The sequence below is a fragment of the Sinomicrobium pectinilyticum genome, assembly GCF_003725735.1.
Classification (GTDB): domain Bacteria; phylum Bacteroidota; class Bacteroidia; order Flavobacteriales; family Flavobacteriaceae; genus Sinomicrobium; species Sinomicrobium pectinilyticum.
Map to the genome: position 1 here is coordinate 69,571 of NZ_RJTM01000114.1, position 15,159 is coordinate 84,729.

The 15,159-nt window shown below is 45.0% G+C and carries 7 protein-coding genes; all 7 read right to left on the reverse strand.

Annotation, left to right across the window (positions count from 1 at the left end; all coding sequences use genetic code 11):
- Positions 1 to 74 precede the first annotated feature (74 nt).
- The 7 genes from ED312_RS17225 to ED312_RS17255 all read right to left on the reverse strand — a co-directional run bounded on the left by ED312_RS17225 (position 75) and on the right by ED312_RS17255 (position 15,054).
- Positions 75 to 1,292, reverse strand: a complete 1,218-nt coding sequence (locus ED312_RS17225; protein ID WP_123217267.1) for a glycan-binding surface protein — start codon at positions 1,290 to 1,292, stop codon at positions 75 to 77.
- A gap of 18 nt (positions 1,293 to 1,310) precedes the next feature.
- Positions 1,311 to 2,894 (reverse strand): RagB/SusD family nutrient uptake outer membrane protein, encoded by a 1,584-nt coding sequence (locus tag ED312_RS17230; protein WP_123217268.1) that lies wholly within the window; start codon positions 2,892 to 2,894, stop codon positions 1,311 to 1,313.
- A gap of 12 nt (positions 2,895 to 2,906) precedes the next feature.
- The gene (locus tag ED312_RS17235) at positions 2,907 to 6,074 is read right to left on the reverse strand and encodes a SusC/RagA family TonB-linked outer membrane protein (protein ID WP_206363278.1); all 3,168 of its coding nucleotides are present in this window, start codon (positions 6,072 to 6,074) and stop codon (positions 2,907 to 2,909) included.
- A 503-nt stretch (positions 6,075 to 6,577) separates the two neighbouring features.
- On the reverse strand, positions 6,578 to 10,573 hold the full coding sequence (locus ED312_RS17240) for a hybrid sensor histidine kinase/response regulator transcription factor (protein ID WP_123217269.1): 3,996 nt from the start codon (positions 10,571 to 10,573) through the stop codon (positions 6,578 to 6,580).
- Between the two features lie 52 nt (positions 10,574 to 10,625).
- The gene (locus ED312_RS17245) at positions 10,626 to 13,490 is read right to left on the reverse strand and encodes a TIM-barrel domain-containing protein (protein WP_123217270.1); all 2,865 of its coding nucleotides are present in this window, start codon (positions 13,488 to 13,490) and stop codon (positions 10,626 to 10,628) included.
- Between the two features lie 454 nt (positions 13,491 to 13,944).
- Entirely contained in the window at positions 13,945 to 14,337 is a 393-nt protein-coding gene (locus ED312_RS17250) for a hypothetical protein (protein ID WP_123217271.1), read from the reverse strand.
- A 126-nt stretch (positions 14,338 to 14,463) separates the two neighbouring features.
- Positions 14,464 to 15,054, reverse strand: coding sequence for an AbiV family abortive infection protein (locus tag ED312_RS17255; protein ID WP_170164549.1), 591 nt, complete (start codon positions 15,052 to 15,054; stop codon positions 14,464 to 14,466).
- Positions 15,055 to 15,159 lie beyond the last annotated feature (105 nt).

Genomic DNA, 15,159 nt, shown 5'->3' on the forward strand with positions numbered 1-15,159 from the left:
GGTGGCTTTGGTTGCGAAAAACATTTTGGGAAGAAGTTATCTAAATCTACGTTTCAGACAACTTCTTTTACCCGTTACATTCTCACTACTCTGATATTATCAATTGCAAAATTCATAGCGGCCGTAGGTTGATTGGTGTCATTGACCGTGAAGATATTGATACCTCCGCTACCAGAGTCTCCCAGCAAGGCTTTTAAACTTCCCACTGATTCGCCTGTTCCATCTTTTCCTCCATCGGGTTTATTACGGAATTGTGAAAAAGGGATAGTTACTGTGACCCAATTACCGTTTGTGGTGACGGGAGCAGTCTTGTCATCCCCGAGTTTCCAGGGTTCATAGCGTGCCACGTAAGTCCAATCGAAATCTTTTAAAATGAACAGAGATGTTCCATTCCATTCTCCAGGTATATTGATCTCAAATTTAAAAGCATAATCGTCAACAGGATCATCCAGCTTATCCTCCGGAATCCACTGGACTCCTTTGGTATTAATACTCCTTCCTCCTTCCCACCAACTGGAATTATCCGCGCTCAGGCCATTATTACTTAAAATTGCATAGTTGCCCCTGTTGCCCGGAAAGGTGGTGCTGTTATTGCTTATACTTGCTCCCCAGTCGAATGTATTTACATCATCGAAATTACAAAGCATACCTGTTGTGGCATCATTGACATTGAAAGAAGAAGTATAGGCTCCTGTCCCTGTTTTTACCGTTACCGGCCCACTTTGATTGAGTGCCGGGGCCTTAAACCCAATTGATGTACCATCATCCGATAATTCGTATTCCGAAATCGTCGCACCGGCAAAAGTCACCTCTTTAACGTAAAAGAAATTGCTTCCATAAATGAACACCGGGTCTCCCTCACCCGGGAGTTCGTATGATACTCGTGTGATTACGGGTGGGTCAATGGCAAAGTCAATCGAATACGTATAAGATCCTCCCGCGCTTACAACGGTTACTTTATTCAGTTCTTCCAAGGGCACCGACTGGAACGGAACAGAAGGTATCTGGACCACTATATTTTCATCAGTCAAAAGGGTTTGGTTGATGTTTGCCTGGATGCCACCAAAAGTCACCTGGCCAACCTGGCTTAAGTTTTTTCCATGTATTACCACCCACTGACCGGCAACCATTTCAGTGATTAATGTGTCGTTGGGGGATGCTTCATAATTCCGGACCTCTGTAATGACAGGGGCAGACACGGTATCTTCCTTCTCGCAGGCAAGCATCAGGACAAAAACTGCCGCCAGACAAGGAAGTAGAAAACGATTAAATTTATATTTAGTTTTTTCCATGATATGTTCTTGATTATGTTAGAATGAATAAGATACCGGTGGTTCCAACAGCTTAGGATTGGCTGTTATCTCGGATGACGGCAGCGGAAACCTAAATGTATTCACCGTGGCCGGGGTTATTTCCCCGTACGGGTCCCGGGGGGTTGCCGTCCCGTCTTCATAATCAAAAGGCACACGTTGCTCGTTGTTGAGAATACCGATGGCCTTTTGGGGATCGTAGTAGGAGAGCCTTACGAGGTCGTTCCAGAACTGACCTTCGGCGGCGAGCTCAATCCTTCGTTCCTTCAGCAACATGTCCGCATCGATGGAGGCCACGGGATCGAGTCCGGCCCTTGTGCGTACTTCGTTGAAGTAAAACAGTGCATCGGCATCTGATGTGGCGGCGTTATTGCCGAGGATCGCTTCGGCATACAGTAAATAAACATCGGCAAGCCTCAATAATGAGTTGTGCTCTGTGGAAGAGGTCAGGGTCATGGTCGGTGCATTGTTATCCACATTGGTGCCGATAATATGTTTCTTTAAACCGGTATGGCTATCAAATGTAAAGCCGCCTCCCGCAGCATTTAACTCGGGGTAATAATCGCCTCTCAGCATAAAAGTGGCCTTGCGTCTTATGGAATCCTGCTCGGTGTACAAAGCATACATATCAATAGTAGGCTCGATATTAAACCAGCCCGCCTGTCCGTTGGCCGATATTTCAGCGCCTCCGGGAGAATATACCTGTAGCATGTTGCCCTCCAGCCAGCCGAGGCCCGGCGCCCATTGCAAAGCAAACAATGATTCCTGGTTGTCATTGTACTCGGTTTTGAAGAGGTTTGCATAATTGTCCAACAGCATCAGCCCGCTGTTTTTACAGACATTGCCGGCATAAGATTTCGCCTTGTCCAGTAATGCCTGGTCCCGCTGGCCGGAGCCTTCCGAATTCAGCCCTGCCCATGTCAAATAGACTTTGGCTAACATACCCTGTGCAGACCAGGTGGTAAGCCTGCCTTTCGTATCAGAATCGGGAAGGTGGCCTTCTGCAAAAGTCAGGTCATTCACCACAAACTGGTATACGTCGTTAACTTTATTTCTGTAAACCAGGGGAGCGCCGATCAGGCTGGTGTTATCCTCTATAATGGGGACCGGCCCCCACAACAAAGCCAGATTGTAATAAGCAAATCCACGTATAAACCTCGCCTCGGCAATGGCAGCGTTCCTGTCCTCTTCAGGAATGGAAGGCGGTGCTTTTTCCTGTATGGCATTAATGGTGGTATTGCAATGGGCAATAACCTTGTACATGGACTTCCAGTTCGCTATCATGATCTCATTCAACCCGGTTACGGAGAACGTATTCAGCTGAACCGCATCGCCCCAATAACCTACGGCCATATTGCCGCTAAGCACCTCGCCTACGGGCAAATAACAATTATAATTCCAGTCGGCCCATGGCGCACCCCCGTATAAAGCCGCAGTTGCCAGTCTCAGGTCTTCGGGGGTCTGATAAAAGTTTTCTGTACTGATCTCCGATAAAGGAGCACGCTCAAGAAAATCCTCACCACAGGACACCAAAAGCCCTGTAGCCGCGATGAGGGAATACACTATGATATATTTGAATTTCATGGTTTTCTGTTTTTATTTGTTAAGAGTAATGCTTGCACCAACCGAAAATACACGCGACTGGGGATAGAAACCATTGTCCACACCGGCGTTAAGCGGATCCCAGGACCCGATCTCGGGATCCATTCCTTTGTATTTGGTAATGATAAATGCATTGGTAACATTCGCGTAAATCCGAAGGGAATTGATATGTATTTTTTGCGTGAGCTCTTTGGGAAAGGTGTACCCTAAGGAAATGTTTTTACACCGGATAAAAGATCCGTCTTCGATAAATTTATCTGAAGTTCTGTTATTATCGTTTGTATTATCATTTCTGATACCTACGATCCTGGTATCGGGATTGGTAACATAAACATTGTTAACGTCACTGTCTGATCCGTCCGGGTCTATCAGCGCAAGTTTAGCGTAGTTGTTTAATGCCTTGAGGTAACCGAAACTGGTTCCGGGATATTCTCCGTTGATACGCAGCTGGTTAAACACCTTGTTCCCGTAATTGGCGTTGAAAAATATATTCAGGTCGAAGTTCTTATAAGAAAATGTATTATTAAGTCCCACCTGGTACTTGGGGATCGGCGACCCCAGATAGGTCTGATCGCGTTCGTCAATGATCCCGTCGCCATTGAAATCCTTAAACATCAGGTCGCCATACCAGATACTTCCTCCTGCCGGGCCAATATTAAGCTTTTCCCCGTTTCTCACAGGTATGGCATGCGTCTCAAAATCCTCCGCATTCGCAAAAACCCCTTCTACCACATATCCGTAAAATTCACCTATCGATCTTCCTACGGTGGTTTTGCTGTACTGTCCGTCCAATGAAGCGCCTTCGGTATTGAGTTTTTTGATCTTATTGATGTTATGGGATACGGTGAGATCTGTTGTCCATGAAAAATCTTCCCCGTTAAAATTTTTAGAACTTATTCTAAGGTCGAATCCCTTATTATTGATCTGACCGACATTTACGTAAGGAGATGCTATCGAACCGGGGGAATAGCCGGTAGCTGTTCCTGAGTATAATGGCAACGGAATCTGCATCAAAAGGCCATCGGTGTCCCTGTTGTAAAAATCTACCGAGAAGTTGAGACGCCAGTTAAAGAATGTTCCGTCAAGACCGATATTGGTGTATTTTGTCTTTTCCCATTCTACATAGGGGTTTGCCATGTTACTGGTAATCTGGGATATTCCGGAAAGACCTGTAGTCACCGTAGCCAATGTGGAGGTATAGGCATAATCCCTTATATTCTGATTGTTCGTCAGTCCGTAACCGGCCCGTAGTTTTAATTCATTTATTTTTTCTACATCCTTCAGGAATGCCTCATTATTCATTTTCCAGGCAAGGGCCCACGAATAGGTTGTTACCCACCGGTTTCCCGCAGCAAACTTTGAAGAACCATCTACCCGGACGTTGCTGGTCAACAGGTATTTATCATCCATTCCGAAATTTATCCGCCCGAAATACGATTCCAGTGCACTGTGGGTCTTAATCCCCGAATTTGTAGCGGTATTGGGATCGCCGCCGCTGATCACCTGTACGTTATTGGAGGGGAAGTTGGTACGGCCCGCAGCTACGTTTTCGGATTTGTTCAGCTGTGCTTCGTGTCCCACCATGACGTTCATATTGTACCTGTCGACGAACAAGCGGGAATAGGTGAGGTAATTTCGTATGGTTGAATTATAGCTTTGTGCGAAGGTATAGGAGCCTTCATTGATGGTTCTTTCCACAAGCCCCATTTTATAACTCGGAAAAAACCTGTCCTGTGTAGCCATGGAAAAGCTTCCCGTGATCTCATTTCTCAGTACCAGGTCTTTTGTAAATGTGATCTCAGCGTAAGCATTGCCGAAAATTTGCTTCCGCCTTGCGCGATCTTTATTGATAAGGGCTATGGCATACGGATTTACCGTATTGTTCACCCAGCCGTTCGGGTTATAAGCACCGCCCCAGCTACCGTCGGCATTTCTCACGGAAATATCGGGTGTTTGACTGAGTGCCGTGCGGATCACATTCGAACTGGTGGAGTTGACATTTTCCTTGATGTTTGCCAGTTGAAGGCTTGTTCCTATTTTTAACCAATCGGTTGTCTGGTTATCCAGGTTAAGCCGAACCGACATTCTTTTGAAATCAGATCCCAGGGCAATGCCCTCCTGCTCAAAATAGGAACCGGAAAGCAGGTATTGCGTTCTTTTATCGCCTCCTTTGACCGTAATGGTGTGATTGCTGACCGGCGCGTTTCTGAACAGTTCATCCTGCCAGTCTGTTCCCTTGCCCAGATATTGGGGATTGACAAACTCCGGTCTTTCATCGAAGCCCCAGCCCAGTCCCGTATTTCGTTCATTGATGAAAGTAGCATATTCCTGCAAATTCATAAGAGGCAACCTGTTCGGAAGTTGTTGAAAGCCCGTATAAAATTCATAATTAATACTGGGCGGGGCATCTTTTCCCCTTTTTGTAGTAATTACGATAACTCCATTGGTAGCCTGCGAACCATAAATGGCCGTAGCGGATGCATCTTTTAAAACATCGATAGACTCGATCTCAGACGGGTTTATTCCGGCCAAGGGATTGGTTCCTGAACCGAGAGTGGCCGTGTTGTTTATAATAACACCGTCTATGACGTACAGGGGATCGGATGACCCGAACGAAGACAAGCCCCTGACCTGAACAGATACTGCTCCGCCCGGTTGCCCCGAAACCTGTTGTACCACAAGCCCGGGAACTTTTCCCTGCAGGGCCTGGTCCATGGTAACAGGACTGGTCTTCCGGAGGTCCTCACCGGTTATCGACGAAATAGAGCCTGTAATGTCCTTTCGTTTTGTGGTTCCGTACCCGATGACTACCACTTCATCCAGGGCGGTCATATCGGTATACAGGGCAACATTGATTACCGATTTCTGTCCGACGACAACCTCTTTTGAGACAAAGCCTATGGAACTGAATACCAGGACGGCTCCGGGAGAGGGAACTTCTATGGAATAGTTCCCGTCAAAGTCGGTAACAGTTCCCTTGTTGGTTCCTTTAACAACAATATTAACCCCCGGAAGCAGTTCTTTATCCTCACCTGAGGTTACTACCCCCGATACCTGGATGGCCTGCCCGAGAACAGGGACCATCCACAAATTCATCAGCAACGGAACAAGAGAGCGCCTCAGCCTCTTACCCGGCCATTTAATACGTGTACACGTCTTCATAAAATAGTGGTTTTGGTTTTTTAATAGTTGACCTTTTAACGGTCGTTCAAAGTCGTGAAAGTATCAATTCCGCTGCCTGGACAGGGTTCGCCATGTTTTTAATAAGGGGGAGCAATGTGTTATCCTTCCATATTTTGATAAAAATCCGGCCGATTTTATAGTGTATTGTTAAAAAATTAATACAGTTTCTAAGAAACCGTTCTATTTTAACGTGAGTAATGGATAAGAAAAAGACTTCCCTCTTCAGACGAAGGCCCGTGCTGAGCAAAGCCAAAGTAGGGGTGTCCCGCTTGCAGGACGGGGAGTTTGACCCAGCCCATACCCTGGGCTTAACCTCAAACTTTTATACAATACCTATAGCTTGGGTTATCAAACCCTCCGACCAAACGAAAGTTTGTCCACCTCCCTTTGTCTAAAGGCGTTGTATTGAGCCTAGTCGAAGTAGAGGAAATCTTTTTTACAATTCAATGCTTTTGACCGGAACAACTTAAACATTCTTCACGTTATTTTATGCTGCGCAGGTATTCCGAAGGTGAGATACCGAATTCATTTTTGAAGTTGATGGTAAACCGTTTTGGCGAATTAAAGCCCACACTATAAGCCACTTCTGCAATTTGCATCTGGCTTTTTTCCAGAAGTTGCCGGCCTCGTTTCAGGCGGATGGTGCGGATAAACTCAGCCGGTCCTTTTCCGGTGATGCTCATCAGCTTTTTATATAAATGGCTCCTGCTGAGCCCGACCTCGCTGCCCAGTTCCTCCACGGAAAATTCCGGGTCAGCGATATGTTCTTCCACCACTTTAATGGCCTTTTCTATCAGTTGCTGGTCCAGGGGGGTGATGGTAATTTCGCCGGGAGAGACATCGATCTTTTGACTGAATGAAAGATGGCACTTTTCCGTCCACTCCAGGAATTTGCGGATGCGCAATTTCAGCAGGTTAAAATTGAAAGGTTTGGTCAGGTAATCATCGGCTCCCACTTCCAGCCCTTTTATTTCATATTCTTCGGCTGTACGGGCGGTGAGCAGGATCACGGGAATATGAGACCATTGTATGTTTGTCTTGATGCGGTTGCAAAGCTCTATTCCGTCCATAAGGGGCATCATCACATCACTTACCACTACGTTAATGTCGTGTTTTTCCAGCTGTGCTAATGCTTCCCGGCCGTTATTAGCAAGCAGTACGGTATATTCGTCAGACAGGCTGTCTTCCATAAATTCGCATAGATCCTTATTATCATCAACGAACAGCAATACCGGACATCCGGGCATGCCTTGCATGTCTTCTACCTGTTCCGCAATATCATCCACAGAGACTTCTTCGGGACTCAGTTCTTCCGTCTCCCCGGTTTCGGTTACCGGCAGTGTAAACGTGAACGTACTGCCCTGCGGTATGTTGTCCTTTACGGCAATGGTGCCCCCGTGCATACGTACATATTCGCTTACGATATGAAGACCGATACCGCTGCCTGTCCTTTCCTGCAGCTGCGGCCCCTGGTAAAACCGTTCAAAGATGTGTTTTTTATGGGTATCTCCTATACCCGGACCGGAATCGGTAACATCGACGCATGCATGGCCTTCCTCCCAGTACACACGGACATCGATCTCGCCTCCTTCCTGTGTGAATTTGAAGGCGTTGGAAAGCAGGTTCAGCATTATCTTCTGCACTTTATCCGGATCGAACTGCATGGAAAGTTTTTTTAGTTCCCCGGAAAAGGAAAAATTGATATGACGATCAACGGCATACGCATGGAAGGGCGCACATACTTCTTCCATAAAAACCACGAAATTACCTTGCCGCAAGTGCAGGGATTCGGCGTCTGTGTCGAGTTTACGGAAATCGAGCAAAGAATTGATCAGTGTCAGTAATTGTTCTGCATTCTTGTTTATCGTGTTCAGTTTTTTGCGTAAACCCACTTCCAGTTCCTGGTTCAATATGGCCTGTAACGGGGTGGTGATAAGTGTAAGCGGGGTGCGAAGATCGTGACTTATGTTTGTAAAGAACCTGAGTTTCATTTCATTGAGACTGGCTTCCTGCTTGCGCCTCAATTGTATTCTTTGCTGTTCGAATTTGCGGCGATGATGTTTCCTGATCCGGTAAACAATGAACGAGATAAGACCGATAGCCAATACGGCATACAGAGCGATTGCCCATCCCGACAGGTAAAAGGGCGGGGTAACCGTTATATTCAGCACAGAAGCCTCACCATTCCATACACCATCACTGTTGCCGGCTTTGACAAGGAGCCTGTAACTGCCGGGGGCCAGGGAGGAAAACATAATTTTATGGTCTTGTGTGTAGAGCCACTGTGTGTCAAATCCTTCCAGTTTATAAGCATATTTCACCTTGTCGGCGTGCAGCAGGTCGCCGGTGGTGAATTGTATGGTGATCTGCTTGTCGTTATGCCGGAACGTCAGTGAGTCCGTCTGTTCCATCGGGTGTTTCAACAGCTTATTTCCTTTATAGAGCGAATCTACTTTAACACTGCTGTTCCCCACGCTCAGCCCTGTAAAGATCACTTGGGCAGGAGATCTGTTTTTTTCCGCCATTTTGTTCGGGTTCACAACGGTTAGTCCTTCAACTCCTCCCAGAAGAATATCTCCGTTACGGAGTTTATAAATAGCATTATTATTAAAATGATTGTCCTTGAACCCGTCTCTGGAAGAGAAATTCCTATAGCTGATCTTCATCACATCCCGGCTATCACGTTCGGCGGAGAGAATGGACAGGCCATTACTTGTGGTCACCCATATATTCCTGTGATCATCTTCAATAATACCCTGGATGAGATTATCGGTAAGACCTGTGTCTTTATCCATGAAGTAGAGCGTATCCTTCTTCAGATCCCATAATGTCAGTCCTTCCAGATGCCCCAGCCAGATGTTGTCTTTCGAATCTTTATATACGCTGGATATCAGCATTTTATTGAAATGCTGTGTTCCCCGCTTGTTTCCCGTATGGACGACATGGCCGCCGGTGGTAATATCGACTACATAGAGCCCGTAGACCGTACCGATGTACAGCTTGTCCCCGTTGTCGTAATACATGTCCATAGGGTGTTTTGTCTGTTCGCACACCGTGGAGAGGGCATTCATGTTCTCTTCTTCATTACGGAGGCATTGTATCCCTCCACCAAGGGTCCCTATCCATAAATTCCCATATCGATCTTCCTGCAAATTCCAGATGTCGTCGGAGACCAGTGCGCTGTTGTCTTTGGTGAAGTGACTGAACTTTCCGTTCTCATAGCAAAAAAGGCCATCTATATAGGTCCCGATCCATATCCGTCCTTTACGGTCTTCCAGTAAAGAAACGATAACATCACTTTGCAAGGGTAGTTTCCTGATCTTATTTTCTTTTGTTTTCTCTTTCAGGAATAACCCGTTTCCGTCTGTACCCAGCCAGGTATTGCCTTGCCGGTCTTCTAATATGACGCTGACATTCCTGCAATCCGGATGTTCTTCATTTACGATGTTACGAAAGCTATGGTGATAATACGAAATGCCTTTCTTGTTGTGGCCTATCCATATAATTCCGTTATCATCTTTATACAGGCAGGCAATATTATCGGATGCGATCGAAGAATTTATTGCCGGGTCTTCCGATAGATTGGTAAGTGCTCCGGTAGCCCGGTCATATATGAACAATCCGTCGTGGTCGGTGCCTATCCAGATACGGCCGTTCTCATCGTCCAGCATATTTAATATTTTATTGCGCCGGGCCCCGCTAACGGAACTCAACAACAATTTCTCCCAATCCGAGTCCGGGCTTTTCCGGTAGTAGATCAGGTCGGTTTTACCGGACAACAGCCATAACCCGCCATGGCTATCGGCGTATATTTTGTTATATAATCCGGGGGTTGCGATATGCTGTAATTCAAGTACCCGCTGTCTGCCGGTGTGTTTATCCATCTGCCACAAAAATCCCGGCTTCAACATGCCATACAAGGAATTCCCATTATCGCTTAACTCGACGGTGACCACTTCATCCACCCGTATTTTGATGTTAAAGACCTTCAGGGCTTCTTTACGGGTATCGTACAGGTATACTTTTTGTCCGCTCATCACCCACAGGTCCTTTTCCCTGTCTACGTAAACTTTATAATTGCGGTCTACGGAAATACCCAGATCCTGCAAAAACCCGGGGACATCCGTAATGAAATTGTCCTTGTCGCGGTTATACACCATATAAGTGAAGCTCCTGACCCAGATATTGCCCAGACCGTCTTCCTGTAGTCCCCAGATGTTATTTGCAGACATCGTACCGGGCTCCCCGGGTCTTGCGGTGTAGGTTTTAAATCCATAGCCATCATAACGGTTCAATCCTGATGCCGTTCCTACCCATAAAAACCCGTAACTATCCTTTAAAACAGCACCGACATGACTATTGGAAAGCCCGTCTCCTGTGGTGAGGTGATGGAATATGTAAGGAGATTGCCCTGTGGTCCGAATGGTAGCCATCAGCCCCATCACAAGTATGCCTAATATTTTGATAAATGCTCTCATCTCCTTGCCTCATTGAAAACCAGGGCCACCTAAGATATAAAAAATGTAACAATTACAATTCTATGATCTGTTGTTTCCCGTCATAATTTACCTGCTTGCCCTGATCGGTGTATTGAAATGACCTGGGGTCTTCCCTGCTCACCGGAACAATGATAAATTTCCTTTCCCTGAGCATCCCGTCAAATGCTCCTTTTCGCTCCCCGATGGTCAATGTTCCTTCTGTGTCATTATAATTAAAAGAGATGGTTGAATAGTCTCCTTTTTCGTAATTGTAGTTTACTCCTTCGTCTTCGTATAGTGTAAAGCTGCCGTTTTGTCCCCGGTAAACATACAGAACAATGGTTTCTGCCGGTTTCTCATCACTATACTGTATATCCGGACCTATGGGGATGATGGCACCTTCACGGATATACAGGGGGATACGGTCATAGGGGGCATCCACTTTTAACTGCTGTCCGCCCGTTACGGATTGTCCGGTGTAGAAATCATACCAGTTTGTTCCATCGGGAAAATAAACTTCCCGGCTTCGTGCCTGGTATTGATAAACGGGGCATACCATAAATGCGGGGCCGAACATAAACTGGTCGCTTATATTTTCTACCTTTTTGTCATCCCCGAAATCCATGACCAGGGGCCGCATCATGGTGTAATCGTCAAAATAGGTCATTCCGGACAGGGTATAGATATAGGGCATTAACCGGTAGCGCAGATCGGTATAGTACAGTATGGCGTCATATGCAGGATGCCCTTCGGGAGCAATATGCCAGGGTTCGCGATACGGGAACTGCCCGTGTGCCCGGTATAAGGGTGCAAAGGCACCGAACTGATACCACCGGGCATTGAGTTCGCGCCATTCCTTCAGGTCGGCATTTTCCTTTCCGCTTCTGTCGTATTCCAGTTGTGCCCCGACATACCTGCTCTCCACACAAAAGCCCCCGATATCCATGGTCCAATAGGGAATGCCACTCATGGCAAAATTAAGCCCGGCAGAGATCTGGGCTTTCATATCTTCCCAGCGGGTGGCAATATCACCGCTCCATGTGGCCGTGGAATATCGCTGTAACCCGGCAAAGCCGGAACGGGTTAGTAAAAACACGCGTTTATCGGGGTCTACACTGCGTTGCCCTTCATAAATCGCTTCTGCGTTCATCAGTGCATAAGCGTTAAAATATTCTGTGGAAGAGCCCAGGGCCGTAGGGCCAGAAAGTGCTTTGCGGTATTCCATATCCGTACAGTCGAGTATATTCGGTTCGCTGGCATCCATCCACCACGCATCTATGCCCAGTGGGTAGTAATGTTCGTATATCTGGTTCCAGAACAGCTTCCGGGCACCGGGAGCATAGGCATCGTAGAATGAGCCTACGTACCCGGGTCCCACCCAGTCCCGGATGCTGTCTTTCACGGCCTGCCGGTACATCCAGCCTTTACTGTCAAACTCCTTGTAGTGCTCGGTGGTCGCATAAAACTTGGGCCACACGGAGATCATCATTTTCCCGTGCATGGCATGGATGGAATCTACCATGGCCTTCGGGTCCGGGAAGCGGCTTTTATCAAATTCATGACTTCCCCAGGCGTCTTCGGGCCAGTGGTTCCAGTCGAGGACAATATTGTCGATCGGAATTTTACGGTCCCGGAATTCTTTAAGTGTACCCAATATTTCGTCCTGGGTCTTGTATCTTTCCCGGCTCTGCCAGAAGCCCATGGCCCATTTGGGCATGATCCGGGATTTTCCGGTCAGGGTCCGGTAGCCCCCGATGATCTCGTCCATGGATTCGCCGTATACAAAGTAGTAATCTATTTTCTTGTTCATCTCGCTCCACCATATCTGGCTGTCCTGTTCTTCTTCTTCCAGCGGCGGTTGCACCCTCAGACCAAAATACGATTTTCCCCCGTCGGGTTTCCACTCGATGCGTAAGGGGACCTTTTTACCGGATTCCAGATCAAAAGTAAATTTATAGCTGTTCGGGTTCCAGGCGGTCCGCCAGCGTTCGGGCACCACCAATTCGTCGTTCAGGTAAACCTTGACATAACCGGCATAATACAGGATAAACCGGTAGGTGCCGTCATGCTGTGCTTCAATAGTGCCTTCGTAGGTTACATCGGCTTCTTTTAAGGGGAAATTTTCAGGTAAATTCCTTATGGTCTTTATATCTTCAAAATAGAGGGACTCTTCTTTGCGTTCCAATCGTGGTCTTTCCGGGGCCGGGGATACGTAGGTGCCGGTTAGTCCCCCTTGTCGCCCTTCTTTATCATATAATATAAATGTTTCATTCAATTGCCTGTACTCCCTGCTGTCACCAAAACGACTTAAGGAATAGCTGTCCCACAAGAGACCATAGTTTTTATTGGAAACAATAAAGGGTACGGAAACCTTGGTGTTGTACTGGAACAACTCCTCGCTCTTTCCTTTATAATTGAACTCATCGGCCTGGTGCTGCCCTAACCCGTAAAAGGCTTCGTCGGCAGGAGAATCAAACAGCTGCCTTACTGAATAGCCCTTTGTTCCATCTGCTTCAATGGGGGTAAATGACCTGCCCCCACCCTGCTTTTCGGCCAGTATTACCTTGCCGGCTTTATCTTTGAACCTTATTCCGCCATCCGATCTGGATACTACTGCTTTTAGCTTTGCTGTACTTAACATGACGGAATCACCGATATCCTCTATGGAGAAAGGAACTGTCTGAAGTCCCGGAACAATGATCAGGCTGGAATCCCGGGGAAATTCTTTTTCGGGGGTAGCGGAAACATGGATCAGTTTGTCTCCCAATACCTGCAAACGAACTCTCCGGGCTCCTGCATCCTGCGGTTGTTCCACATTGATAATTATACCGTCATCAATTTTTTGATAAGGAGATTCGGCACATGCCGCAAGGGTCAGCAGTACCAATAAATTCAATAGTCTTGTTGGTTTTTTCATCTGATATCAAAAAGGAGTTCAATAAAATATTCAGACTTCAAACCTCCGATAAAAAAATACATCCGTAGGGTTCTTATGTTTCTAAAGAGGGGGCATTGTGAATTCAATGCCGGAAAATGATTTTGAAAAGTCCTTGGGTGAAATAACGACTGAAAACGGTAATCTCACTGATTATTTCGAACAGGTGAAATAATTATTCGGAGAGGTATTAGAAGGAAGCTTGAACTTCATAAATCATAAGTAGTTCCGATCGTATTTTATTGTTTTGTTAGAAAAATAAGCCAATTCATCTCCTTTGGAATTTCGATAGGCATTTAATCAATTTGATTTCCCTGTATTTATAAAGAATACGTATATCTTTAGTACAATTGAATCATGAAAGGAACCGGACTGAAATTATGAGATCTATACCACGATTGAGCTCAGTGAATTATCCTCAAAAAACTAGCTGGTCTCAAATCAGGACCTCACTTTTATATGCAAATTCTTGACCTTTTTCATCATAAGTGTTAAAATGGGGTGTAGTGATTAATTGTTCAGATAATGGTAGTTCTGTTTTGTTCCTATGTGCAGGGCCATCTGAATCAAACCTGAAGTATGGTTTTTCCGTAAAATCTGGGCAATGCAATTTAATTCCGTATTTATGCAGAGATAACTTTTTTTCCACAATTAAATTGATGTTTTCATCAATAGAAGAGTGTTCAATTTTTGTAGTTTGTTTTAACCAATCCCGATTATTTCTTTTCGGTTCAAGAATAATGGGGTTAGTGGACAGGTTTTTTTCTGCATAAGATAATTCTTGGAAATACTCGTAATTATCTCTGACATCAAAATTAATCTTACTCATTCGGTTTTTATATTTTGAATTGTGCCAATGCACTGCGACTATGAAAGCAACAAATAAACCCAAACTGTTCTATTGTAACGCTTTCCTGGCTACATTCCAGTCTGCCATGTAGTTATTTTAGCGATGCTACTTGTAATTATCGTTTACGAATTTTGTTTTTAAATTATTTATAGAGCCCTCTTTTTCGATTCTCTGAAGTATTTGTTTTATATTAATTAATTGAATACCTGCTAATTCCTTCATGTAGTCAACATTTTCAAGAGTTATCGAGTTAGAAGGCTTAGTAAATTCATTTTCAATATACGATATATAAATACTTCTATTTTTCAAATTATTAAATTCACTTATTCGTCCTTTTAATTCTTCATACATTTCGGTTAATTTTTCTGTCTGTTCGGTATTGTTTTGCAATACTGATGTATAAACTTGTGTAGCAAATAATTTTAGAACAGATTCATCCAATTTTTTAATGTGCTGTTCAAATCCATTTTTTTTTAAGTATCCATAGTTCAATTCAAAAGGTTTAATTTCGTTGAGTAGAGATTTGAAAAAAACTTTTACTAAAAGAAAAAACCTTCCGCCTTCCTCAAAAGAAAAGTGATAAAAAGTATACGACCGTTTGATTTTTCCGTTTTTATAGAGTATTTCAGCATCTTCATACAATTCAGTCGCATTCTCAAATGTCAGAAACATCGCTTTATATATTTTTTCTAACACGAAAGTTGATTTTAATTGCAAATAATCCGTTATATAGGGCATTAAATTAACGTGAATAATGGATAAGAGATAAAATAATCTTAACGTAAAAAAGGAGTAAAGTCA

What these genes read in the sequence shown, in the direction of transcription:
- ED312_RS17230 (WP_123217268.1), bottom strand. Translation starts at nt 2,894, where the DNA reads ATGAAATTCAAATATATCATAGTGTATTCCCTCATCGCGGCTACAGGG.
- ED312_RS17240 (WP_123217269.1), bottom strand. Translation starts at nt 10,573, where the DNA reads ATGAGAGCATTTATCAAAATATTAGGCATACTTGTGATGGGGCTGATG.
- ED312_RS17245 (WP_123217270.1), bottom strand. Translation starts at nt 13,490, where the DNA reads ATGAAAAAACCAACAAGACTATTGAATTTATTGGTACTGCTGACCCTT.
- ED312_RS17225 (WP_123217267.1), bottom strand. Translation starts at nt 1,292, where the DNA reads ATGGAAAAAACTAAATATAAATTTAATCGTTTTCTACTTCCTTGTCTG.
- ED312_RS17250 (WP_123217271.1), bottom strand. Translation starts at nt 14,337, where the DNA reads ATGAGTAAGATTAATTTTGATGTCAGAGATAATTACGAGTATTTCCAA.
- ED312_RS17235 (WP_206363278.1), bottom strand. Translation starts at nt 6,074, where the DNA reads ATGAAGACGTGTACACGTATTAAATGGCCGGGTAAGAGGCTGAGGCGC.